Below are 23,697 nucleotides of genomic sequence, written 5' to 3' on the forward strand. Positions count from 1 at the left end.
GTCGTCCTGAGTACGTTGGGCCCATGACCGGCGACGATGCGTGGGCAGGCCTCGAGGCGCGGGTGCAGACGTGGATCGACGACGATCCCGATCCTCAGACGGCCGACGAGCTCCGCAGGCTGCTCGACCTGGCGCGTGCGGAACCTCCGACGATCGCGCCCGGCCACGAGCCCGACCCCACGGAGCGCCAGGAGCTCGACGCCCGCACGGAGGCCCGCGCCGAGCTGGCGGACCGGTTCTCGGGCCTGCTGCAGTTCGGCACCGCGGGCCTGCGCGGGCGGCTCGGCGGCGGTCCGCACCGGATGAACCGCGCGGTCGTCATCCGTGCCGCCTCGGGGCTGGCCGACTACCTGCTCGGTGAGCTCGACGGCGTGCACCCAGCCCCGCGCGTGGTGATCGGGTACGACGCCCGGCACAAGTCGGTCGACTTCGCACGCGACTCGGCGGCGGTCCTGACGGCCGTGGGCATCGAGGTGCTGGTCCTGCCGTCCGCGCTCCCCACGCCGGTGCTGGCCTTCGCGGTCCGGCACCTGGGTGCCGACGCCGGGATCATGGTCACCGCGTCGCACAACCCGCCGCAGGACAACGGCTACAAGGTCTACCTGGGCGGACGGGTGGTCACGGACTCCGGCCAGGGCGCGCAGATCGTGCCCCCCGCGGACGCCGCGATCGCCGCCGAGATCGCGCACGTCCCCTCGGTCGCGTCGGTGCCGCGCGCGGCGAGCGGCTGGACGGTCCTCGGGCCGGAGGTGCTCGACGCGTACGTGCGCTCGGTCGTCGCGCTGGCGCCCACCGACGACGCGACCCGCGCGGCCGCCAAGCGCCTGCGCATCGTCCTGACCCCGCTGCACGGCGTCGGCGGCGAGGTGGCCCAGCGGGTGCTCGCCGAGGCCGGGTTCACCGACGTGCTCGTGGTGCCGGAGCAGGCGGAGCCGGACGGCGACTTCCCCAGCATCGCGTTCCCCAACCCGGAGGAGCCGGGGGCGATCGACCTGGCCATCGGCCTGGCCAGCGACGAGGGCGCCGACCTGGTGATCGCCCTCGACCCGGACGCGGACCGCTGCGGCGTGGGCGCCCAGGACCTGCGCCACCGGTCGTTCCGCGGCCCGGACACCGCCGAGGCCGAGGGCTGGCGCATCCTGCACGGCGACGAGACCGGGTCGCTGCTCGGCGCCACCCTGGCGGCCGGCGGCGGGAACCCGAACGGGTCGTACTTCGCCAGCTCGATCGTCTCGTCGCGCCTGCTCGGCAAGATCGCCGGCGCGGCGGGCTACGGGTACGCGCAGACGCTCACGGGGTTCAAGTGGATCTCGCGCGTGGACGGCCTGGTGTTCGGGTACGAGGAGGCGCTGGGCTACTGCGTCGACCCGGCGAACGTGCGCGACAAGGACGGCATCTCGGCGGCGCTGCTCGTCGCCGGGCTGGCCGCCCGGCTCAAGGCCGAGGGTCGCACGGTCGTCGACGCGCTCGACGATCTCGCCCGCGTGCACGGCCTGCACCTGACGGACCAGGTCTCGGCCCGGTTCGTCGACCTCGCGCAGATCGGGCAGACCGTGCACCGCGTCCGCAGCCGACCGCCGTCGACGCTCGGCGGGTCGCGCGTGATCGAGGTCGTCGACCTGGCGGCGGGCACCGACGACGACCGCGACGGCCTGCCCCCCACCGAGGGCCTGCGGCTGCTCACCGCCGACGGCACCCGGGTCATCGTGCGGCCCAGCGGCACCGAGCCCAAGGTCAAGTGCTACCTCGAGGTCGTCCTGCCCGTGGAGCCCTCGGCGGACCACAGGTCCGTCGGGCGCGCGCGCGAGAAGGCCCGGGAGCGCCTGGACTCGGTCGCGGCGGACGTGCGGACGGCCCTGGGGATCTAGCGCGTCCGGGTGCAGGTGACCTGCGGCACCAGCAGCCCGGCGTCCCCGGGAGCGGTGCCCTGGAACCCGAACGTCGCCTGGGTGCCGTCGCGCAGGCTGCCGTTGTAGCTCATGTTCTCGGCGGTCGCGAGCGAGCCGCTGGTGCCCAGGCGCGCGTTCCACACGGCGGTGATCTGCTCCCCCGCGGGCAGCGCCCACGTCACTGCCCAGCCCTCCACGCCGGTGCTCCCGGCGGTGACGACGACCTGGCCCTGGAACCAGTTCTGCCCGTCGGACGACCAGTGGTTGGTGACCGTGTAGACGGCGGTGCACGGGCTGGCCGGCATCGGCTCCGGCGGCACCACACCGCCCTCGGTGGGGCTCGGCACCGCGGTGGTCGGCGCCGGGGCCGGCTGCTGCACCCGCGGGGGCTTCGTCGGCGTCGGGGTCGGGCTCTCGGACGGCGTCGTCGGCTCGGGCGTGGGGCTCGGGCTCGGGGTCGCGGCCTCGCTCAGCGCGAGGTCGTCGGCCGTGAAGGGCGTGACCGGCGCGTTGACGTCCGGCGAGGCCGGGGCGCCGTCGCAGGTGCGGGCCGGGTCGAAGGTGCCGTAGGCGCCGGAGCTGCAGGTGAAGCCCACCACGGCATCGCCGGCAACGACCACGGTGCCGCCCAGCCGTGCCGTCGACCGGACGACCGCCACGTCGCGCACGACCGCGTCGCCCTCGACCACGGCCCCGGCCTCGACCCAGGCCCGGCCCTCGATCCGGGCGTCGCCGAGCACCTGCGCATCGCCGCGGACCACGGCGTCCGGGCCGACGAAGGCGGTCGGGTCCACCGTCGCGGCGTCGTCCACCCAGCCGCCCCCGTTGGCGTGCCGGTGGCCGCCCGGGGTGGCGGGCTCGGCCGCGTCGTCGGCGACGGTCGCACCGGAGACGCGGAACTCGTACGGGTATCGGGCGACGTCGCCGTACCCGTCGGACGAGGCGTGCGCGTGGTCGGCCGTCGGGGTGCCCACGACGACGAGGTACACCACCCGCTCGCCGGTGCGCAGGGTGAGCTGCACCTCCTGGTCGAGGCTCTCCGTCACGGGGCTGTAGCGAGGGGCCCCGTCGCGGACCGCGACGAACCCGAAGCTCAGCCCGGCGCCGGCGGCGTCGCCGTGACCTCGCAGACGCAGGTGGATGTCGCGCACGCCGGCGTCGGGCTCCAGCCGCACGATGGTGAAGCCGTAGTCGGACGGCGCGAACGCGTCGAGCACGCGGTAGTGGCCCGGATCGCCCTGGACCGCCTCGGCGGGCGTGGTCCGGTCCGCCAGCAGCACCGGGTCCATCTCCGCGACGGCCGCGGCGATCGCGCTGCGGTCGGCGAAGTCCCACGTGACCGTCCGCAGGGCGTACTCGGCCACGCGCCGGTTCAGGTCCGCCTGGCTGATCCCGGTCAGCCGCATGTAGGCCGCGAGCGGGTCCTCCCCGGCCCGGGCCTCACGCCAGAGCCGACCGAGGATCTGCTCGCCGTCCCGCTCCGTCAGGTACTGCAGCAGGAGCCAGCTGCTGTCGCCCAGCCGCGCGCTCGACCAGTGCAGCTGCGGGCTGCGCACCAGGTCCGCGGTGCTCCCGATGCCGCCGGGCGCGGCGACGGTGGCGAGGTAGGCGGCGCTGGCGGACCCGAACGTCGCCGAGTCGGCGGCGAAGCCGTGCCCAGGCGAGTCGAGGGCCGCGAAGCCCTGCACCACCTCGGCGAAGCCCCGGGCGAGCTCCCAGGACGGGTCGAACTCCGACCCGCCGACGGGGGCCGCGCCGGCGGTCGAGACGGTCGCGGACTCGTGCCCGCGGGCGGTCAGCGCCGAGACGTCCACGCGCAGCAGCCCGACACCGTCGGTCACGCTCCCGGTCGCGCCGCGCTCGTCCTGCGACAGCCCGCCCACCTGCGGGGTGACCGCGCCGCTCGTCGGCGATCCGGGGCCGTCCGACCACGTCCGGTCGACGACGACGACGACCTTGTGGCGCGCGATCGCCCCGTCCGCGGCCACCACGCCCAGGTCGTGCACGTCGAGGTCGTACAGGGCGTCGAGCTGGGCCACCGCGCGTTCCGCGTCGAACCGGAGCTCGGCCGGCGCCGTCGCCGGGTCGGCGCCCGCCCGGTCGCCCCACGCCAGCACGACGTCGCGCCCCTCGCGGACGTGCGCGCGCTTCCAGGACTCGCTCCAGGCGGCGGGCACGACGACGGTCTTGTCGTCGCGGACGTGCCGCACCACGGCGGTGAGCCCGAGCCCGGCGACGAGGACGGCCGCGAGCACGGCGGCGATCGTCGCGCCGCGTCCCCACCGACCCATGCCCTGCTGTCCCCTCGATCGCCCGTGCGGTGGCGCGCACGCCGGGCGAGAGCCTCGATCGGTGCGACCGGACCGCGTGCGGGAGACGAGCCGGGACCCGGTCGCCACCCTGCGCCACGGCCACCGGCGGCGGGACCCGCGCACGGCTGCCCCACTGTCGCCGACGCCCCCGGACGAGTCAATCGCGGGCACAACCACCGAACGGGTGATTCTGACCGCTCCCGCAGCCGCGTGCTCAGATGAGCAGAGATTGCTGCATATGTTGCGAGGTGTCGACAGGGTGCCTACTGTGGAGAGGTGATCGAGTCGGACGAGCTGCTGTCCATCCGCGCAGCCGAGCTGTACTACGAGGAAGACAAGACCCAGGACGAGATCGGGTCCATCCTCGAGCTCACGCGCTGGAAGGTCGGGCGGCTCCTCGCCCAGGCGAAGGCGGACGGCTTCATCCGGATCGAGATCGTGCACCCGCGCGCCCGGCGCCTGCCCATCGAGCGTCGGCTGCGCGAGACCTGCGGCCTGACCGACGCGGTCGTCGTCTCGACGGCGGGCGTCGACGGGCAGGACGAGCACGAGGTCCAGTCGCGGGTCGCCCAGGCCGCCGCCGACTACCTGGCCTCCCTGCGTCCGGTGCCGCGCACGCTCGGGCTCAGCTGGGGCCGGACGCTCCACGAGATCTCGGTGCACCTCGAGGACGGCTGGGCGTCGGGCGTCGACGTCGTGCAGATCAACGGCGGCGTGAGCCGCACCCGGCGGGCCGGCACCGCGGCGACCACCGCGGTCGCCATCGCCCAGAAGGGCCGGGGGCAGGCGGCGCTGCTGCCCAGCCCGGCGATCCTCGAGCGCCTCGAGACCAAGCAGGCCATCGAGTCCGACCGCGCCGTCGCGGCCGTCCTCGAGCTCGCCTCGACCGCGGACGCGTACCTCTTCAGCGCCGGCGCCGCCGACGAGACCTCGGTGCTCGTCGACAGCGGCTACCTCACGGCGGACGACGTCGCGGACCTCGTGCGTCGGGGCGCGGTCGGCGACGTCGTCGGCCGGTACATCGACAGCGCGGGCGCGATCGTCGACCCCCGCCTGGACGAGCGGACCGTCGGGCTCCCGCTCGAGCGCCTGCGCGCGGCGCCGCTCAGCATCGCCGTCATCGCCGGGGCGGCCAAGCACGCCGTGGCCGACGCCGTCGTGTCCAGCGGGCTCTGCACCGTGCTGGTCACCGACGAGGAGACCGCCACGAACCTCATCGAGAAGCACATGACCAGCGAAGGACAGCGAGGCTCAGCATGACAGGCACGCAGATCGCCCCCTCCGACCGCGCGCTCGCGCTGCTCGGCGGTGAGGCCAACGACGCCAACCTGCGGCGCTACCTGCACGGGATCCCCGGGGTGGACGCCGTCGGGCTCGAGCAGCGGGCCGCGGGCCTGGGCACGCGCTCGATCAAGACGACCTCGAAGGCGTGGGCGCTCGACCGGATCATCGCGCTCATCGACCTGACCACCCTCGAGGGGGCGGACACGCCCGGCAAGGTGCGCTCGCTGGTGGCCAAGGCCCTGACGCCCGACCCGACCGACCCCGGCTGCCCGCGGGTCGCCGCGGTCTGCGTGTACGGCGACATGGTCCCGCACGCGGTGGAGGCGCTGGGTGCCTCGCACGGCGACCCCGACAAGGGCGGGATCTCGGTCGCCGCGGTCGCCACCGCGTTCCCCAGCGGGCGCGCGTCGCGGTCCATCAAGCTGGAGGACACGGCCGACGCGGTCGCCGCGGGTGCCGACGAGATCGACATGGTGATCGACCGCGGCGCCTTCCTGGCGGGTCGGTACGGCCAGGTCTACGACGAGATCGTCGCCGTGAAGGAGGCCTGCCGCCGCGCCGACGGCACGTACGCGCACCTCAAGGTGATCCTCGAGACGGGCGAGCTGAACACGTACGACAACGTCCGCCGCGCCAGCTGGCTCGGCATCCTCGCCGGGGGCGACTTCATCAAGACGTCGACCGGCAAGGTCTCCCCCGCCGCCACGCTGCCCGTCACGCTGCTGATGCTCGAGGTGGTGCGCGACTGGCACCGGCTCAGCGGGCACAAGATCGGCGTCAAGCCGGCCGGTGGCATCCGGGCGTCGAAGGACGCGATCAAGTACCTGGTGACGGTCGCCGAGACGGTCGGCGAGGAGTGGCTGACACCGCACCTGTTCCGGTTCGGCGCGTCGAGCCTGCTCAACGACGTGCTGCTGCAGCGCCAGAAGATGACGACCGGGCACTACTCCGGTCCCGACTACGTGACGATCGACTGAGGGGCCCGCAGATGTCATTCCTCGAGTACGCGCCCGCGCCCGAGTCGCAGGCGATCCTGAACCTGCGCAGCGAGTACGGGCTGTTCATCGGCGGCGAGTTCCGCGAGGGGCACGGCGCGCCGTTCGCCTCGATCTCGCCGGCCACGGAGAAGCACATCGCGACCATCGCGACGGCCGACGAGGCCGACGTGGACGCCGCCGTCGCCGCCGCCCGCAAGGCCTACGACAAGGTCTGGTCGCGGATGTCCGGCGCCGACCGCGGCAAGTACCTGTTCCGGATCGCGCGCCTGCTGCAGGAGCGGGCCCGGGAGCTCGCCGTGGCCGAGAGCCTCGACAACGGCAAGCCGATCAAGGAGAGCCGCGACGTCGACATCCCGCTGGTCGCGGCCTGGTTCTTCTACTACGCCGGCTGGGCCGACAAGCTCGACCACGTCGGTCTCGGGGCCCGCCCGGCGCCGCTGGGGGTCGCCGCGCAGGTGATCCCGTGGAACTTCCCGCTGCTCATGCTCGCGTGGAAGATCGCCCCGGCGCTGGCCGCCGGCAACACGGTCGTCCTCAAGCCGGCCGAGACCACGTCGCTGACCGCGCTGCTGTTCGCCGAGATCGTGCAGCAGGCCGACCTTCCGCCCGGCGTCGTCAACATCATCACGGGTGCGGGCGACACGGGCGCGGCGCTGGTCGGCCACGGGGACGTCGACAAGGTGGCGTTCACCGGGTCCACGTCGGTCGGCCGGGCGATCGCGAAGTCGGTCGCCGGCACGAACAAGAAGCTGACCCTCGAGCTGGGCGGCAAGGCGGCGAACATCGTGTTCGACGACGCCCCCATCGACCAGGCCATCGAGGGCATCGTCAACGGCATCTTCTTCAACCAGGGGCACGTGTGCTGCGCGGGCAGCCGGCTGCTGGTGCAGGAGTCGATCCACGACGAGGTCGTCGACCGTCTGAAGAACCGCCTGTCGACGCTGCGGCTCGGCGACCCGCTGGACAAGAACACCGACATCGGCGCCATCAACAGCGCCGAGCAGCTGCAGCGGATCCGGGAGCTCAGCGACATCGGCGAGGCCGAGGGCGCCGACCGCTGGACCGCGGCCTGCACCATCCCGGACAACGGGTTCTGGTACGCGCCGACCATCTTCACCAACGTGTCGACCAGCCACCGGATCGCCCGCGAGGAGATCTTCGGCCCGGTGCTGAGCGTGCTCACGTTCCGCACGCCGGCGGAGGCGGTCGCCAAGGCCAACAACACGCCGTACGGCCTGTCCGCCGGCATCTGGACCGACAAGGGCAGCCGCATCCTCGCGGTCGCCGACAAGCTGCGCGCCGGCGTGATCTGGGCGAACACGTTCAACCGGTTCGACCCGTCCAGCCCGTTCGGCGGCTACAAGGAGTCCGGGTACGGCCGCGAGGGCGGTCGGCACGGCATCGCCGCGTACCTCAAGAGTGGAGCCGCCAAGTGAGCCGCCTCGCCGTGCCCAAGACGTACAAGCTCTACATCGGCGGGGCGTTCCCGCGCAGCGAGTCGGGCCGCACCTACGAGATCGTCGGCGCCAAGGGCGCATTCCTCGCCAACGCGGCGAAGGCCTCGCGCAAGGACGCCCGGGACGCGGTCGTCGCCGCCCGGGCCGCGGTCGGTGGCTGGTCGGGTGCCACGGCCTACAACCGCGGCCAGGTGCTCTACCGCGTCGCCGAGATCCTCGAGGGCCGCCGGGCGCAGTTCGTCGCGGAGATCGTCGACGCCGAGGGCGTGTCGACGTCCGTCGCGACCGCGCAGGTGGACGCGGCCATCGACCGCTGGGTCTGGTACGCGGGCTGGTGCGACAAGTACGCGCAGGTGGCCGGCAACGCCAACCCCGTCGCCGGGCCGTACTTCAACATCTCGGTGCCGGAGCCCACGGGCGTCGTCGCGATCGTCGCCCCGCAGGACTCGTCGCTGCTCGGCCTGGTGTCCGCGGTGGCCCCCGCCCTCGTCGGCGGCAACACGGTCGTCGTCGTGGCCAGCGAGCGGCTCCCCCTGTCGGCGATCAGCCTGTCCGAGGTGCTCGCGACGAGCGACGTGCCCAAGGGCGTCGTCAACGTGCTCACGGGGTCACCGGCCGAGATCGCGCCCTGGCTCGCCAGCCACGCCGACGTCAACGCGCTCGACCTGGTCGGCGCGGGCGACCTCGACTGGGTCGACCTGCAGATCGCGGCCGCCGACACCCTCAAGCGGGTCCTCCCGCCCGAGAACGGCCCGGACGCCGCGGCGCCGTCCCTGGACCGGATCACGGCGTTCTCGGAGACCAAGACGGTCTGGCACACCAAGGGCCTGATCTAGGACGGCAGCACGAAGGCCCGCACCCGGCAGCGGGTGCGGGCCTTCGTCGTGCTCAGGCGCGGTGCCGGCTGCCGCGCGCGCTGGCGTAGGCGGGCAGCAGCACCTGCTCGATGAGCGCCAGGCGCTCGTCGTGGTGCAGGAACGTGTGCTGGGCGGCGGTGACGGCGACGTCGCGCAGGTCGGCCAACGTCCAGCCGGCCTCCTCGACCAGCAGCGTGAGCTCCCGGGTCATCGAGGTGCCGGACTGCAGCCGGTTGTCGGTGTTGACGGTCACGGCGAACCCGAGGTCCCGCAGGCGCGAGATGGGGTGGGCGGCCACGGACTCGGCGGCACCCGTCTGCACGTTCGAGGACGGGCACAGCTCGAGCGGGATGCGCCGGTCGCGGACCCAGTGGGACAGGGTGCCCAGCTTGTCGCCGAGCTCGTCCGTGCTGATGTCCTCGACCAGGCGGACGCCGTGGCCGATCCGCAGCGCGCGTCCGACGTGGATCGCGTCGGCGATCGACTCCGGCCCGACCGCCTCGCCCGCATGGACCGTCGCCGGGAAGTCCGCCTCGGACAGGGTGGCGAACGCGCTGGCCAGCCGCGCGGCCGGGAAGCCGATCTCAGCGCCGGCGATGTCGAAGCCGACCACGCCGTTGTCCCGGTTCTCCAGCGCCAGCGCCGCGATCTCGTCGCCCCGGTCCGCGTGTCGCATCGCCGTGACGAGGGTGCCGATCCGGATCGAGCGGCCCTGCGACGCGGCCTCGGCGATCCCCTCCGCGAACCCGGCCTGCACCGCGTCGACCACCTGCTGGAGCGAGAGCCCCTTGCTCAGGTGCTGCTCGGGCGCGTACCGCTGCTCGGCGTAGACGACGCCGTCGGCGGCCAGGTCGAGCACGGACTCCCGGGCGACCCGGCGCAGCCCCTCCTCGGTCTGCATGACCGCGACCGTGTGGTCGAACGTCTCGAGGTACCGCACCAGGGTCCCCGAGCTCGCGGCCTCGACGAACCAGCGGCCCAGCTCGTCGGCGTCGGTCGTCGGCAGCTCGTAGCCGATCTCGCCGGCCAGCTCGATGATCGTCGCCGGGCGGAGCCCACCGTCGAGGTGGTCGTGGAGGACGACCTTGGGAAGTCCGGGGATCAGCGCGACCAGGGATGCGACGGCATCGGTGGCCTCGGGCGTGTCGGAGGGCGACGTCATGGCCCCACCGTAGCGGGACGGACGTTCACCAGCAGTCGGTCAGCCGTCCGCCCCGTCATCGTCGGGCACCTCGGTGTCCTGCTCGACCACGTCGGCCTCGTCGGCGAGCCCCTCGCGGTCGGGCCGGGCGAAGGCGGGCTCGTACTCCTCGGGGTCGGTGACGTCCGGCGTGTCGTCGTCGCCGAGGTTGCGAGGGACGTCGGGGTCCGCCGGGGCCAGTCCGGCGTCCCGCCACGAGTCGCTGCCGGGAACGGTGCTCATCACCCCATCGTGCCCCCGCCGACGCGGAGCCGCGAGGGGTCAGGCGTCGATGCGGTCGATCACCAGGGGCCGCACCGGCACGGCGGTCCCGGCGGGTGCGACGACGACCGCGCCGTCGAGCGCCTCGATCGCGCGGCCGAACCGCTCGGGCGTGTCGGTGTGCAGCGTCATGAGCGGCTGACCGGCCCGTACGACGTCCCCGGGCTTGGCGTGCAGCTCGACGCCGGCCCCGGCCTGCACCGGGTCCTCCTTGCGCGCGCGGCCGGCCCCGAGGCGCCAGGCCGCGATGCCGACGGCGTAGGCGTCCAGCTCGGCGAGCACGCCGTCCGCCTCCGCGAGCACCTGCGACGTCTCCCGGGCCACCGGCAGGGTGGCGTCCGGGTCGCCCCCCTGGGCCGCGATCATGCGCTTCCACGCGTCCATCGCCCGGCCGTCGCGCAGCGCCGCCTCGACGTCGTCGACGGGCCGTCCGGCCGCCGCGAGCATCTCGCGCGCCAGGGCCACGGTGAGCTCGACGACGTCCGCCGGTCCCCCGCCGGCGAGCACCTCGACCGACTCGCGGACCTCGAGCGCGTTGCCCGCCGTCAGCCCGAGCGGCGTCGACATGTCGGTGAGCAGCGCGACCGTCCGCACGCCCGCGTCGGTGCCCAGCGCGACCATGGTCCGGGCCAGCTCGCGGGCGCGGTCGACGTCCTTCATGAACGCCCCGGAGCCCACCTTGACGTCGAGCACCAGCGCGCCCGTGCCCTCGGCGATCTTCTTGCTCATGATCGAGCTGGCGATCAGCGGGATGGCCTCGACCGTGCCCGTCACGTCGCGCAGCGCGTAGAGCTTGCGGTCGGCGGGCGCGAGGCCCGAGCCGGCCTGGCAGATGACCGCGCCGACGTCGTCGAGCTGCGCCATCATCTCGTCGTTGCTCAGGGCCGCCCGCCAGCCGGGGATCGACTCGAGCTTGTCCAGCGTGCCGCCCGTGTGACCGAGCCCGCGGCCCGACAGCTGCGGCACCGCGACGCCGAAGACGGCGACCAGCGGGGCCAGGGGCAGCGTGATCTTGTCCCCGACGCCGCCGGTGGAGTGCTTGTCCGCGGTCGGCCGGGACAGCCCCGAGAAGTCCATCCGCTCGCCGCTGGCGATCATCGCGGCCGTCCACCGGGCGATCTCCGCGCGGTCCATGCCGTTGAGCAGGATGGCCATGTTGAGCGCCGACATCTGCTCCTCGGCCACGACCCCGCGCGTGTACGCGTCGATGACCCAGTCGATCTGCGCGTCGGACAGGCGGCGCCCGTCGCGCTTGGTGACGATGACGTCCACGGCGTCGAACGACTCGGTCATGCGCGTTCCTCCAGGTCAGCGGGCCCGAAGGCGTCGGGGAGGACCTCGGTCATCGGCTTGACGCCGTGCGTGGTCTCCACCTGCAGGCGCGCTCCCCCGTGCTCCCACAGCAGCTGGCGGCAGCGGCCGCAGGGCATGAGCACGTTGGCGTGCTTGTCCACGCACGTGAACGCCACCAGGCGCCCGCCGCCCGAGACGGTCAGCGCCGAGACCAGCGAGCACTCGGCGCACAGGGTCACGCCGTACGACGCGTTCTCGACGTTGCAGCCGACGACCACCCGCCCGTCGTCGACCAGCGCGGCGGCGCCGACCGGGAAGTTCGAGTACGGCGCGTACGCCTTGTGCATGACGTCCGTCGCGGCCGCCCGGAGGGCGTCCCAGTCGATGTCCACTTCAGCTCACTTCGTGTAGGGGATGCCCTCGGCGGCCGGCGGGCGCACCCGTCCGACGAGACCCGCGACGGCGAAGATCGTCACGATGTAGGGCGTCATCAGCATGATCTGGCTGGGGATCGGCGTCTGGATGATGCTCAGCTGCAGCTGCAGGTTGTTGGCGAAGCCGAACAGCAGCGCGGCGGCGAGGGCGCCCTTCGGGCTCCAGCGGCCCAGGATCATCGCGGCGAGCGCGATGTACCCCTTGCCGTTGGTCATCTCCTTGCCGAACGCCAGCCCGGCCGCGACCGTGAAGAACGCGCCGCCGAGACCGGCCACCGCGCCGCCCAGGACCGTGGAGCGCAGCCGGGTCCGGTTGACCTTGATGCCGACCGTGTCCGCCGCCTTCGGGTGCTCGCCGACGGACCGCAGGCGCAGGCCCCAGCGGGACCGGAACACCATGATCTGCAGCAGGATCACGACGACGTACATGATGTAGACGAGCACCGTCTGCCGGAACAGCACGGGGCCGATGATCGGGATCTGCGAGAGCACCGGGATGCTGATGACGGGCAGGCCGGGCGGGTTGTTCCAGGTGTCCGGGTTCTGCTTGAGCACCGTGGAGAACAGGTAGCTGGTCACGCCGATCACCAGCACGTTGAGCACGACGCCGACGATGATCTGGTTGACCACGTACTTGATGGCGAAGAGCACCAGCAGCAGGCCGACGAGCGCGCCCGCGAACGGGGCGGCGATCAGGCCCGCGTACGCGCTGCCCGTGAGGGTCGCGACGACGGCGGCCAGGAACGCGCCGCCGAGCAGCTGACCCTCGATGGCGATGTTGATGATGCCCGAGCGCTCGCACAGCAGACCGGCCAGGGCGCCGAACACCAGCGGGATGGCCAGGAACAGCGAGCCCTGCAGCAGCCCGGTCAGGGGCAGGCCGCTGGTCTTGCCGGCCACCGCCCACACCAGGAACGCGAACACCATGAGCACGCCGTACGTGATCGGCAGCCACGCGCCGACCTTGCGCCGCTGCCGCGTCGCGTTGAACGACAGGCCCGCCAGCACCAGGGCGCCGAGGCACAGGACGATCGCCGTGAGCTTCGAGGGCACCGCGAACGGGTCGAAGTGGACGAAGTCCTTGGACGTCGAGATGGAGAACGTGCTGACGTCACCGCTCTCGCCCATCAGGCCGAACACGACGAGGCCGAGCAGGGCGACGGCGCCGTAGGCGATGGGGGCGTGCCAGCGGATGGGCGGCAGCACGAGCTCGCCGGCGGGGCGGGCCGCGGCCGGGGCGTCGATCGTGGGGGCGCTCACGCGCTGACCTCCTTCGCGGCGACGGGGACCACAGGTTTCGGTGCGCGTGGCGTGTCCGGCGAGGGCAGCCGGAACACCGCCCGGACCAGCGGCGGGGCCGCGATGAACAGCACGATGAGGGACTGCACGACGAGCACGATGTCGATGGGCGTCCCGGTGCGCGCCTGCATGACGACGCCGCCGGCGCGCAGCGCGCCGAACAGGATGCCCGCGAAGACCGTGCCCAACGGCTTGGACCGGCCGAGCAGGGCGACCGTGATGGCGTCGAACCCGTAGCTGGCCGCGACGCCGGCCGTGAGCACCCGCTCCGTGCCCAGCACCTGCGCCGACCCGGCCAGACCGGCGAAGGCACCGGCCGTGAGCATGACCCAGATGTAGGTGGAGTTCACCGAGATGCCGGCCGTGCGCGCCGCGTGCGGGTTGGACCCGACCGCGCGCCAGCGGAAACCGACGGTCGAGCGCTCCATGAGCCACCACGTGAACACCGCGGCGGCGATGGCCACCAGGAAGCCGGCGTGCAGCCGGTAGCCGCTGCCCAGCAGGAGCGGGTAGGCGGCGCTGTCGGGGATGGGGGGGCTCACCGGGTTGTTGCTGCCCGGCCGCTGGAACGCGTCGAGGCTCAGCAGGTACGCCACCAGGTAGACGGCGATGTTGTTGAGCATGATCGTGACGATGACCTCGTGCGCACCCGTGCGCGCCTTGAGCACACCCGCGATGCCGGCCCACAGCGCACCACCGATCGCGGCGCCGATCACGCAGAGCAGCAGGTGCAGCCCGGGGGGCAGGTCGAACGCGAACCCGATGTACCCGGCGAAGATGCCACCGAGGATGATCTGGCCCTGGGCACCGATGTTGAACAGGCCGGCGCGGAAGCCGATCCCCAGGCCGAGGCCGGCGAGGATCAGCGGCGTCGCGACGGTCAGGGTCTCGGTCAGCGGCCGGATGGCTCGCGCGAAGGTCGCGGCCCGCGGGTCGTAGATCGCGCCGGCGAACAGGGCCGCGTAGGCCTCGGACACCGCGGTCCACGCGGCCGAGAGGACGTCACCGGGCTTGGCGAAGAAGTACGTCGCCGCGGCCTGGACCTGCGGGTCGGCGGCCGCGATGAGGACCCCACCGAGGATCAGGGCGAGGACGACGGCGAGCACCGAGACGAGCCAGCTGCTCGACAGCATCTCGTGCAGGATCCGGCGGCCGCCGTCGGACTCGTCGGTCTCGACCACCCCGGTCTGGGCCGGGGGCGGCACGGCGGCGTCGGGCAGCGGGTCCGGCGTGGGGCTGCTCACAGCTCCTCCTGGGGGAACGTCGGGTCGGAGGTCGGCGCGCCGGGCGCGTCGGCCTCGAGGTCCAGCTCGCCGAGCGTCGTGTGGTGCTCGGCGGCCTGCCGCACGGCGTCCTCGAGCGGCACGCCGGCCATCATCAGGCCGAGGACGTCGCGGTCGGTCCCCCCGGGAACGTTGCCGACGATGCGGCCGCGGTACATCACGAGGATGCGGTCGGCCAGCGCCAGCACCTCGTCCAGCTCGGTCGACACGATGATCACGGGGGTGCCGCTGTCGCGCTCCTCCACGATCCGGGAGTGCACGAACTCGATCGAGCCGACGTCCAGGCCGCGGGTGGGCTGCGACGCGATGAGCAGGCGCAGCGGCCGCGACATCTCCCGCGCCAGCACGACCTTCTGCTGGTTGCCACCGGACAGCGTGCTCGCGTGGGCGTCGATCGAGCCGGTGCGCACGTCGAACTCCGCGATCCGGCGCTCGGCGTTCGCGCGGATCGCCGCGGGCTTCAGCGCGACGCCACGGGCGAACGGCTCGTACCGGTGCAGGTCGAGAATGAGGTTCTCGGCGATCGAGAAGTCGGCGATGACGCCGTCGGTCGACCGGTCCTCGGGCACGAAGCCCAGCCCGGCGTTCAGCACGTCTCGCACCGAGCGCCCCACCAGCTCGACGCCGTCCAGCTGCACCGACCCGGCGACGGGGGTCTGCAGCCCGAGCATGACCTCGGTGAGCTCGGTCTGGCCGTTGCCCTGGACCCCGGCGACGGCGACGATCTCGCCGCGCGCCACGTCGAACGACACGTCGTCGATCTGGCGCACGCCGGCCTCGTCGATGACGGTGAGGTTGCGCACCTGCACGGTGACGTCGCCCGGCACGGCCTCGCTGCGCGCGACACCCAGCTCGACCGAGCGCCCGACCATGAGGGACGCCAGCTCGGTCTCGGAGCTGGTGGGCTCGGCGGTGCCGACGACCTTGCCGCGGCGGATGACGGTGATGCGGTCCGCGACGGCGCGGACCTCGCGCAGCTTGTGGGTGATGAAGACGATCGAGGTGCCCGACTCCTTGAGCTGGCGCATGATCGCGATCAGCTCGTCCGTCTCCTGCGGCGTGAGCACGGCGGTGGGCTCGTCGAGGATGAGGACCTTGGCGTGGCGGGACAGCGCCTTGATGATCTCGACGCGCTGCTGGACGCCGACCGGCAGGTCCTCGATGTAGGCGTCGGGGTCGACGTGGAACCCGAACTGGTCGGAGATCTCCTTGACCCGGCGTCGCGCCTCGGGCAGGTCGATCAGGCCGCCTCCGCGCACGGGCTCGTGGCCCAGCACGACGTTCTCGGCGACGGTGAAGACGGGGACCAGCATGAAGTGCTGGTGGACCATCCCGATCCCGGCGCCCATGGCGTCGCCCGGGCCGGCGAAGGTGACGGGGACGTCGTCGACGAGGATCTGGCCGTCGTCGGGGTCGTACAACCCGTACAGCACGTTCATCAGCGTGCTCTTGCCCGCGCCGTTCTCGCCGAGCAGCGCGTGGATCTCACCGGGCTCCACGACGAGGTCGATGTGATCGTTGGCGACCAACGACCCGAAGGTCTTGGTGATGCCCTGCAGCTCCAGCTTCACCGATGGGCTCCTTCGACTCGCGCGTTCTCAGACACTATCCATCTGCCCGGCACGACGGCGTGCCGGACAGGCCGACGGCCCGGGCACGTGGCCCGGGCCGTCGTCCTGCTGTCGTGCGTCAGATCACTTCGGGGAGGCGTCGGACTCCACGACGATGTCGCCCGAGATGATGCCGGCCTTGAGCTCCTCGACCTTCGCCTTGACGTCGTCCGAGACCTTCGAGTCGAAGTCGTGGAACGGCGCCAGGCCGAGGCCCTCGTTCTCCAGCGTGCCGACGTACGGGTCGGAGCTGAACTTGCCGTCCACGGCCTCGCTGATCGTGTCGAAGACGGCCGGGCCGATCTCCTTCATGACCGAGGTGAGGACGATGGGGCCGTACTCCGTGGTGACGAACCAGTCGGCGTCGACGCCGACGATCGCGACGTTGCCGGCCGCCTGCGCGACGGAGGCGGTGCCCAGACCGACGGGGCCGGCGACGGGCATGATGATGTCCGCGCCCTGGTCGATGAAGGACTGGCCGATGTTCTTGCCGTCGTCCTGGCTGTCGAAGTTGCCGGCGAAGACGCCGGTCTGCGCGGCCTTGTCCCAGCCGAGGAGCTGCACGGACTTGCCGTTGTCCTCGTTGTACTTGGCGATGCCGTCCGCGAAGCCGTCCATGAAGATCGTGACGGACGGGATCTGGATGCCACCGAACGTCGCGACCTTGCCGGTCGTCGACTGCGCCGCGGCGACGTAGCCCGCGAGGTAGGCCGACTGCGCCGTGTCGAAGAGGATCGGCTTGGCGTTGTCGATGGTGACGGGGTTGAAGTCCGCGTCGGAGAACGAGCTGTCGACGAGGGCGAACTTGATGTCCGGGTTCGCCTCGGCGGCCGTCTGGATCGGGTCCTCGAGCAGGAAGCCGACACCGATGATCAGGTTGCAGTTCTCGGCGACGAGGCTGTCGATGTTCGGCGTGTAGTCCGTGTCGGCGCTCGACTCGACGTGCGCCTCGGTGATCCCGAGCTCGTCCTTGGCCTTCATGAGGCCCTCGAACCCGGCCTGGTTGAACGACTTGTCGTCGAACCCACCGGCGTCGGAGACCATGCAGGCCTTGAAGTCGACCGACGCGGCGGTCGTGCCGTCTGCGCCGGGGGTGGCGTTGTCCTCGGGGGCACTGCCACACGCCGCAAGCGCGAGGGCGACCGCCCCGCCGAGCGCGGCCACTCGAATGATCTTCTTCACGCGACTCTCCTGAATCTCGTCAGCAGCCGGTCCGGCTGGGCCGACCGTGCGGATGGCACGACGGTGTACCACCACAAGGTCTGGGGCTGCCCGGCATTGATTCCTCGGACCCTAACGAGCGCAACGTGTCGGGCAGGTTACCGCTGGGTATCTGTGCAGGTTCCGTTACCGACTTGGAATGTCCGCCCAGGTGACGGACGTGCCGTCTCAGCCAGCGAGAAGGGCGGCGCGGGCCAGGAACAGCGCGCCGACCTCCACGGCGCGCTCGTCCACCCGCAGGTCCCCCTGGTGGATGTCGAAGGTGTGGCCGCCCGGCGTGCGCGTGCCCAGCCGCGCCATCGCGCCCGGCACCTTGGTGAGGTACCAGGCGAAGTCCTCGCCGCCGAGCGACTGCTCGGTCAGCAGCACCGACCCGGCGCCGAGCACGTCGCGCGCGGCCGCCTCGAGGACGCCCGTCGACTGCTCAGCGTTCTCGACCGGCGGGACGCCGCGGTGGTGCCGGACGTCGACCGTGACGCCCAGCGGGGCGACGACCTGCTCGACCGCGGAGTGGAACACCTCCGACGCCTTCTCCCAGGCGCGCACGTCCAGGCACCGCAGGGTGCCCTTGACCACGCCCGACGCCGGGATCGCGTTGTGCGCCGACCCGGCCTGCACGGCGCCCCAGGTGAGGTTGACGCCCGAGCGCGGGTCGAGCCGGCGGCCCAGGATCGCGGGCACCTGCGTGATGACCTGCCCGAGCGCGAAGACGACGTCACCGGTCAGGTGCGGCCGTGACGTGTGACCGCCCGGCCCTGAGATGGTCACGGTGACCTCGTCGCTGGCGGACGTGATGGGTCCGATGCGGGTGCCCACGTGGCCGACGTCGACCTTGGGGTCGCAGTGGAACGCGAGGATCTGCCCGACGCCGTCGAGCCCGCCCGCGGCCACCACGTCGAGGGCGCCGCCCGGCTGCACCTCCTCGGCCGGCTGGAAGATCAGCCGGACGCCGGTGGTCATCTCGTCGGCCACCTCGGCCAGGATGAGGCCCGCGCCGAGCACGGCGGTGGTGTGCACGTCGTGGCCGCAGGCGTGCGTGACGCCCCGGACCGTCGACGCCCACGGCACGCCGCTGGTGTCCTGCACGGGCAGCGCGTCGAGGTCCGCCCGCAGCGCGACCCGCTTGCGCCCGGTGGCCATGGGGCTCGGGCCGATGTCGCAGACGAGCCCGCTGCCCGGGAGCAGCTGGGGCTCGAGGCCGGCCGCGCGCAGCCGCTCGGCGACGAGCTTGGTGGTCCGGACCTCGGTGCGGCCCAGCTCGGGGTGGGCGTGGATGTCCCGGCGGACGGCCACGAGCTCGTCCCGCAGCCCCGCGGCGAGCGCGGCGAGACGCGCCGACACCGGCTCCACCGGGTCGGGCCGGAGGCTGGTCAGCGGGGCGACGACGGGCAGGAGGGGGGCGGACGACACGCCTTCGACCCTATCCGCGACCGCGGCGCCGAGCGGCCGGTGTCCGCGTCAGAGCAGGTCGTCGCGCCCGAGCGCGCGCCAGCCGTCGACCGCCGACTTCACGGCCTGGGCGTGGGCGCGCGTGGTCACCAGCACGGCGTCGGGGGTGTCGACGACGACCGCACCGGGCAGGCCGAGCACCGTGACGGTCCGCTCCGTGCCGGGCACGACGAACGCGCCGTCCGCGTCGATGCGCAGGACGGCCGACTCGTCGCCGAGCGTGTCGACCGGCAGCAGCTGCGCCAGCGAGTCGAAGTCGCCGATGTCGTCCCACGTGAAGTCCCCGGGCACGACGGCCACCCCGCCGGCGGCCGCGACCGGCTCGGCGATCGCATGGTCGATGGCGATCTTGGTGAGGCCGGGCCACACGCGCTCGAGCACCTCGCCGCGCTCGTGGCTGTCCCAGGCGGCGGCGATCTCGAGCAGCCCCGCGGTCAGCGCCGGCAGCTGCGTCGCCAGGTGGTCCAGCAGCACGCGCGCCCGCACGATGAACATGCCCGCGTTCCAGCGGTACTCCCCCGTCGCCAGGTACTCCGTCGCCGTCTGCTCGTCCGGCTTCTCCGTGAACCCGGCGGCGTGCGCGACGGTCGGCGCACCGTCGAGGCCGAGCAGCGCGCCCGACCGCACGTACCCGAACGCGGTCGAGGGGCCCGTCGCGGCGATCCCGAGGGTCACCACGTAGCCGGCGCGGGCGGCGACGACGCCCTCGCGCACCGCCTGCTCGAACGCCTCCGTCCCGTCGATGACGTGGTCCGCGGCGAACGACCCCAGCACCACGTCCTCGCCGTGCCGGGCCAGCAGGACGGCCGCCGCCAGCCCGATCGCGGCCATCGAGTCGCGCGGGGAGGGCTCGGCCAGCACGTCGTCGGCCCCCAGCTCCGGCAGCTGTCCCGCCACGGTCACCGCGTGCCGGGCCCCGGTGACGACGAGCACGCCGCCCTGGCCCGTCAGCGGGAGCAGCCGGTCCACGGTCGCCTGCAGCAGCGTCCGGCCCGATCCCGTCAGGTCGAGCAGGAACTTCGGGTGGCCGGCGCGGGACAGGGGCCACAGGCGCGTACCCGCGCCGCCGGCGGGGACGACGGCGTGGAATCCGGGAATCGTGGTCGACATGGGGGTCAGGGTAGCGACCGGGTACACCCCCGCAGTGCTGTGCAATACCTCACAGCGGGGGCCTTACGGCCCTTGCCGACGGGTTGCGTCCTGATCGGTTCACTACAGTTGACGCGACAAGGACGCCGTCGTCCGAACCTCTTTCTTCGCCAGGAGGCCCACAGTGCCTGCAGCGCCCCCAGCGCCGGCCGCCCGTAAGGCACCCGCCGGCACGCTCTACCGAGGGCGGGAAGGCATGTGGTCGTGGGTCGCGCACCGCGTGACCGGCATCGCGATCTTCTTCTTCCTGCTCGTGCACGTGCTCGACACGTCGCTCGTGCGCATCTCGCCCGAGGCGTACAACGACGTCATCGGCACGTACAAGAACCCGATCATGGGACTCGGTGAGGCCGGGCTCGTCGCCGCCATCGTGTTCCACGCGTTCAACGGCATCCGGATCATCCTCGTCGACTTCTGGGCCAAGGGCCCCAAGTACCAGCGCGTGATGCTGTGGGTGGTGCTCGGCCTCTTCGTCGTGACCATGGCCGGCTTCCTGCCGCGTCACCTGATGCACGTCTTCGGGGGCGAGTGATGAGCACCATCGCCGACCCGAAGGCCCCCCGTGCACCCCGTGCGAGGCCGTCCCGCCTGACCACCCGCGGCAACACCGAGCTGTACGGCTGGGTCTTCATGCGCGCGTCCGGCGTCGTGCTTCTGGTGCTGATCTTCGGGCACCTGTTCGTCAACCTGGTCGCCGGCGAAGGCGTCAAGGCGATCGACTTCGGCTTCGTCGCGGGCAAGTGGGCGTCGCCGTTCTGGCAGGTCTGGGACCTGCTCATGCTCTGGCTCGCGATGATCCACGGCACCAACGGCGTGCGGACGATCATCAACGACTACGCCGAGCGCGACGGCCTGCGGCTCGTCCTCAAGGGCCTGCTCTACCTCGCGTTCCTCGTCGTCGTCGTGCTGGGCACGCTCGTGATCTTCACGTTCGACCCGTGCCCGTCGGGCTCGCCCGCGGACCTGCTCCCGTCGTTCTGCACGGCGTCCTGACGCTCTCTCCCCAGAAACAGGAAGGCATCGACCCCGATGCAGACCCACCAGTACGACGTCGTGATCGTCGGCGCGGGCGGCGCCGGCATGCGCGCGGCCCTCGAGTCCTCGACCCGCGTGCGCACGGCCGTCATCTCCAAGCTCTACCCGACGCGCTCCCACACGGGTGCGGCGCAGGGCGGCATGTGCGCCGCGCTGGCCAACGTCGAGGAGGACAACTGGGAGTGGCACACGTTCGACACCGTCAAGGGTGGTGACTACCTGGTCGACCAGGACGCCGCCGAGGTCATGGCCAAGGAGGCCATCGACGCGGTGCTCGACCTGGAGAAGATGGGCCTGCCGTTCAACCGCACGCCCGAGGGCAAGATCGACCAGCGCCGGTTCGGCGGGCACACGCGCAACCACGGCGAGGCCGCCGTGCGCCGGTCCTGCTACGCGGCCGACCGCACCGGCCACATGATCCTGCAGACGCTGTACCAGCAGTGCGTGAAGAACGAGGTCGAGTTCTACAACGAGTTCTACGTCCTCGACCTGCTGGTGGACCACGACCTCGCGGCCGGCCACGTGCCGGACGGCGAGGAGGTCAACGTCTCGGGCGTCGTCGCGTACGAGCTGGCCACCGGCGAGATCCACGTGTTCCAGGCCAAGTCGGTCGTGCTGGCCACGGGCGGCGCCGGGAAGATCTACAAGACGACGTCGAACGCCCACACGCTCACGGGCGACGGCATGGCGCTCGCGTACCGCCGCGGCATCCCGCTGGAGGACATGGAGTTCTTCCAGTTCCACCCGACCGGCCTGGCCGGGCTCGGCATCCTCCTGTCCGAGGCCGCGCGCGGTGAGGGCGCCATCCTGCGCAACTCCGAGGGCGAGCGTTTCATGGAGCGCTACGCCCCCACCATCAAGGACCTCGCGCCGCGCGACATCGTCGCCCGCTCGATGGCCAACGAGGTGCGCGAGGGCCGCGGCGCCGGCCCCAACAAGGACTACGTCCTGCTCGACCTCACGCACCTCGAGCCCGCGCACATCGACGCCAAGCTGCCGGACATCACCGAGTTCGCGCGCACGTACCTCGGCATCGAGCCGTACACCGAGCCCGTGCCCGTGTACCCGACGGCCCACTACGCGATGGGTGGCATCCCCACCAACATCGAGGCCGAGGTGCTGCGCAACCAGACCGACGTCATCCGCGGCCTGTACGCCGCCGGCGAGGTCGCCTGCGTGAGCGTGCACGGCTCCAACCGCCTGGGCACCAACTCGCTGCTCGACATCAACGTGTTCGGCAAGCGGGCCGGCATCTCCGCCGCTGCGTACGCGCTGACCGCGTCGTTCGTGGAGCTCCCCGAGGACCCGGCGGCCACCGTCGTCGCCGGTCTCGAGGAGATCCGCACGCGGCCCGACGGCGAGCGCGTGGCGGACATCCGCAAGGCCCTGCAGGAGTCGATGGACCTCAACGCGCAGGTGTTCCGCACCGCCGAGTCCCTCACGCAGGCGCTCGACGACATCAAGGCCCTGCAGAAGCGGTTCCGCCGGGTGTCGGTGCAGGACAAGAGCAGGATGTTCAACACCGACCTGCTCGAGGCCGTCGAGCTGGGCTTCCTGCTCGACATCGCGGAGACCGTCGTCGTCGGCGCCCTCAACCGCGACGAGTCGCGCGGCGGTCACTTCCGCGAGGACTTCCCGGACCGCGACGACAAGAACTACATGCGTCACACGATGGCCTACCGGCGTCCGCTGCCCGTCAAGGGCCACCGCCTGTGGGGCTCGGAGGGCGACGGCGACCACAAGGGCTCGTTCGCGCATACGACGCTGTTCGAGGACTACCAGCTCGTGCTGGGCTCCAAGCCCGTCACGATGACCCGCTACCAGCCGATGGAGCGTAAGTACTGATGACCGCGACCCTTGATGCTCCTGCGGCCGAGGTCGGAGCCATTCCCTCCTTCGACGTGACCCTCAAGGTCCGGCGCTACCTGCCGGGCGACGACGGCACGACGAGCGAGCCGTACTGGGACGAGTTCACGGTCCGCGCGCACGGCACCGACCGCGTCCTCGACGCCCTGCACAAGGTGAAGTGGGAGGAGGACGGCTCGCTGACGTTCCGCCGCTCCTGCGCCCACGGCGTGTGCGGCTCGGACGCCATGCGCATCAACGGCCGCAACCGCCTCGCGTGCAAGACGCTGCTCAAGGACCTCGACCTCAAGAAGCCGATCACGATCGAGCCCATCAAGGGCCTGCCGGTGATCAAGGACCTCGTCGTCGACATGGAGCCGTTCTTCGCCTCCTACCGCGAGATCATGCCGTTCCTCATCACCACCGGGAACGAGCCGACGAAGGAGCGCCTGCAGAGCGCCGAGGAGCGCGCACGGTTCGACGACACCACCAAGTGCATCCTGTGCGCCGCGTGCACGTCGTCGTGCCCCGTGTTCTGGACCGACGGGCAGTACTTCGGCCCCGCCGCGATCGTCAACGCGCACCGGTTCATCTTCGACAGCCGCGACGAGGGTGGCGCCCAGCGCCTCGAGATCCTCAACGACAAGGAGGGCGTGTGGCGCTGCCGCACCACCTTCAACTGCACCGAGGCGTGCCCGCGAGGCATCGAGGTCACCAAGGCGATCCAAGAGGTCAAGCGCGCAATGATCACGCGCGCCTTCTGACAGAACCGCACACGCGGTCGCGGAAAGTGCGCCGAGCGCGCACCCGCACGACGTAG

At 72.2% G+C, this 23,697-nt stretch carries 20 protein-coding genes; 9 read left to right on the forward strand and 11 right to left on the reverse strand.

Annotated elements, in window-relative coordinates; all coding sequences use genetic code 11:
* Positions 1-23: 23 nt before the first annotated feature.
* The gene (locus AC1DWH_RS05315; protein ID WP_477092798.1) at positions 24-1,868 is read left to right on the forward strand and encodes a phospho-sugar mutase; all 1,845 of its coding nucleotides are present in this window, start codon (positions 24-26) and stop codon (positions 1,866-1,868) included.
* On the opposite strand, the gene AC1DWH_RS05320 is transcribed toward AC1DWH_RS05315, so the two are convergent.
* Complete coding sequence (locus AC1DWH_RS05320; RefSeq protein ID WP_477092799.1) at positions 1,865-4,180, reverse strand: DUF6055 domain-containing protein; 2,316 nt, start codon at positions 4,178-4,180, stop codon at positions 1,865-1,867. The genes AC1DWH_RS05315 and AC1DWH_RS05320 overlap by 4 nt on opposite strands.
* Before the next feature lie 297 nt (positions 4,181-4,477).
* Between AC1DWH_RS05320 and AC1DWH_RS05325 the strand changes: the two genes are divergently transcribed.
* Genes AC1DWH_RS05325 through AC1DWH_RS05340 form a run of 4 tightly spaced genes read left to right on the forward strand, consistent with a single transcriptional unit; the run spans position 4,478 to position 8,776 of the window.
* Complete coding sequence (locus tag AC1DWH_RS05325) at positions 4,478-5,461, forward strand: sugar-binding transcriptional regulator (RefSeq protein ID WP_477092800.1); 984 nt, start codon at positions 4,478-4,480, stop codon at positions 5,459-5,461.
* Positions 5,458-6,462, forward strand: a complete 1,005-nt coding sequence (deoC, locus tag AC1DWH_RS05330) for a deoxyribose-phosphate aldolase (protein WP_477092801.1) — start codon at positions 5,458-5,460, stop codon at positions 6,460-6,462. The genes AC1DWH_RS05325 and deoC overlap by 4 nt, the downstream gene beginning before the upstream one ends.
* Before the next feature lie 11 nt (positions 6,463-6,473).
* Positions 6,474-7,919: an aldehyde dehydrogenase family protein gene (locus AC1DWH_RS05335; RefSeq protein WP_477092802.1), complete on the forward strand. Its 1,446-nt coding sequence runs from the start codon at positions 6,474-6,476 to the stop codon at positions 7,917-7,919.
* Positions 7,916-8,776, forward strand: a complete 861-nt coding sequence (locus AC1DWH_RS05340) for an aldehyde dehydrogenase family protein (protein WP_477092803.1) — start codon at positions 7,916-7,918, stop codon at positions 8,774-8,776. Before AC1DWH_RS05335 ends, AC1DWH_RS05340 begins: the two co-directional genes overlap by 4 nt.
* Positions 8,777-8,828: 52 nt before the next feature.
* Here the strand turns inward: AC1DWH_RS05340 and AC1DWH_RS05345 are convergent, their stop codons facing one another.
* From AC1DWH_RS05345 to AC1DWH_RS05390, 10 genes are all read right to left on the reverse strand, one after another.
* Positions 8,829-9,959: an adenosine deaminase gene (locus AC1DWH_RS05345; RefSeq protein ID WP_477092804.1), complete on the reverse strand. Its 1,131-nt coding sequence runs from the start codon at positions 9,957-9,959 to the stop codon at positions 8,829-8,831.
* A gap of 39 nt (positions 9,960-9,998) precedes the next feature.
* Positions 9,999-10,220, reverse strand: a complete 222-nt coding sequence (locus AC1DWH_RS05350; protein WP_456844103.1) for a hypothetical protein — start codon at positions 10,218-10,220, stop codon at positions 9,999-10,001.
* A gap of 39 nt (positions 10,221-10,259) precedes the next feature.
* Entirely contained in the window at positions 10,260-11,552 is a 1,293-nt protein-coding gene (locus AC1DWH_RS05355) for a thymidine phosphorylase (protein WP_477092805.1), read from the reverse strand.
* Positions 11,549-11,944 (reverse strand): cytidine deaminase, encoded by a 396-nt coding sequence (locus tag AC1DWH_RS05360; RefSeq protein ID WP_456844105.1) that lies wholly within the window; start codon positions 11,942-11,944, stop codon positions 11,549-11,551. Before AC1DWH_RS05360 ends, AC1DWH_RS05355 begins: the two co-directional genes overlap by 4 nt.
* A 6-nt stretch (positions 11,945-11,950) precedes the next feature.
* Complete coding sequence (locus AC1DWH_RS05365; RefSeq protein WP_456844106.1) at positions 11,951-13,246, reverse strand: ABC transporter permease; 1,296 nt, start codon at positions 13,244-13,246, stop codon at positions 11,951-11,953.
* A complete protein-coding gene (locus AC1DWH_RS05370) occupies positions 13,243-14,529 on the reverse strand; it encodes an ABC transporter permease (RefSeq protein WP_477092806.1) in 1,287 nt (428 codons plus the stop codon). Before AC1DWH_RS05370 ends, AC1DWH_RS05365 begins: the two co-directional genes overlap by 4 nt.
* Positions 14,526-16,139, reverse strand: coding sequence for an ABC transporter ATP-binding protein (locus AC1DWH_RS05375; protein WP_477092807.1), 1,614 nt, complete (start codon positions 16,137-16,139; stop codon positions 14,526-14,528). The genes AC1DWH_RS05370 and AC1DWH_RS05375 overlap by 4 nt, the downstream gene beginning before the upstream one ends.
* 123 nt (positions 16,140-16,262) lie before the next feature.
* The gene (locus AC1DWH_RS05380; protein ID WP_456844109.1) at positions 16,263-17,360 is read right to left on the reverse strand and encodes a BMP family lipoprotein; all 1,098 of its coding nucleotides are present in this window, start codon (positions 17,358-17,360) and stop codon (positions 16,263-16,265) included.
* A 207-nt stretch (positions 17,361-17,567) separates the two neighbouring features.
* Entirely contained in the window at positions 17,568-18,773 is a 1,206-nt protein-coding gene (locus AC1DWH_RS05385) for an amidohydrolase (RefSeq protein WP_477093216.1), read from the reverse strand.
* 84 nt (positions 18,774-18,857) lie between these two features.
* Positions 18,858-19,958: a mannose-1-phosphate guanylyltransferase gene (locus tag AC1DWH_RS05390; RefSeq protein WP_477092808.1), complete on the reverse strand. Its 1,101-nt coding sequence runs from the start codon at positions 19,956-19,958 to the stop codon at positions 18,858-18,860.
* Between the two features lie 163 nt (positions 19,959-20,121).
* Here AC1DWH_RS05390 and sdhC point away from each other — a divergent pair, with 163 nt between their 5' ends.
* The 4 genes from sdhC to AC1DWH_RS05410 are packed head-to-tail and all read left to right on the forward strand — an operon-like array spanning position 20,122 to position 23,641.
* Positions 20,122-20,529 (forward strand): succinate dehydrogenase, cytochrome b556 subunit, encoded by a 408-nt coding sequence (gene sdhC / locus AC1DWH_RS05395; RefSeq protein ID WP_456844111.1) that lies wholly within the window; start codon positions 20,122-20,124, stop codon positions 20,527-20,529.
* Complete coding sequence (gene sdhD, locus AC1DWH_RS05400) at positions 20,529-20,990, forward strand: succinate dehydrogenase, hydrophobic membrane anchor protein (RefSeq protein WP_456844112.1); 462 nt, start codon at positions 20,529-20,531, stop codon at positions 20,988-20,990. The genes sdhC and sdhD overlap by 1 nt, the downstream gene beginning before the upstream one ends.
* A 36-nt stretch (positions 20,991-21,026) precedes the next feature.
* Positions 21,027-22,877 (forward strand): succinate dehydrogenase flavoprotein subunit, encoded by a 1,851-nt coding sequence (sdhA, locus tag AC1DWH_RS05405; RefSeq protein WP_477092809.1) that lies wholly within the window; start codon positions 21,027-21,029, stop codon positions 22,875-22,877.
* On the forward strand, positions 22,877-23,641 hold the full coding sequence (locus AC1DWH_RS05410) for a succinate dehydrogenase iron-sulfur subunit (protein ID WP_456844114.1): 765 nt from the start codon (positions 22,877-22,879) through the stop codon (positions 23,639-23,641). Before sdhA ends, AC1DWH_RS05410 begins: the two co-directional genes overlap by 1 nt.
* The last annotated feature ends 56 nt before the right edge of the window (positions 23,642-23,697 follow it).

The organism is Cellulomonas sp. P2_F12, from assembly GCF_056403775.1.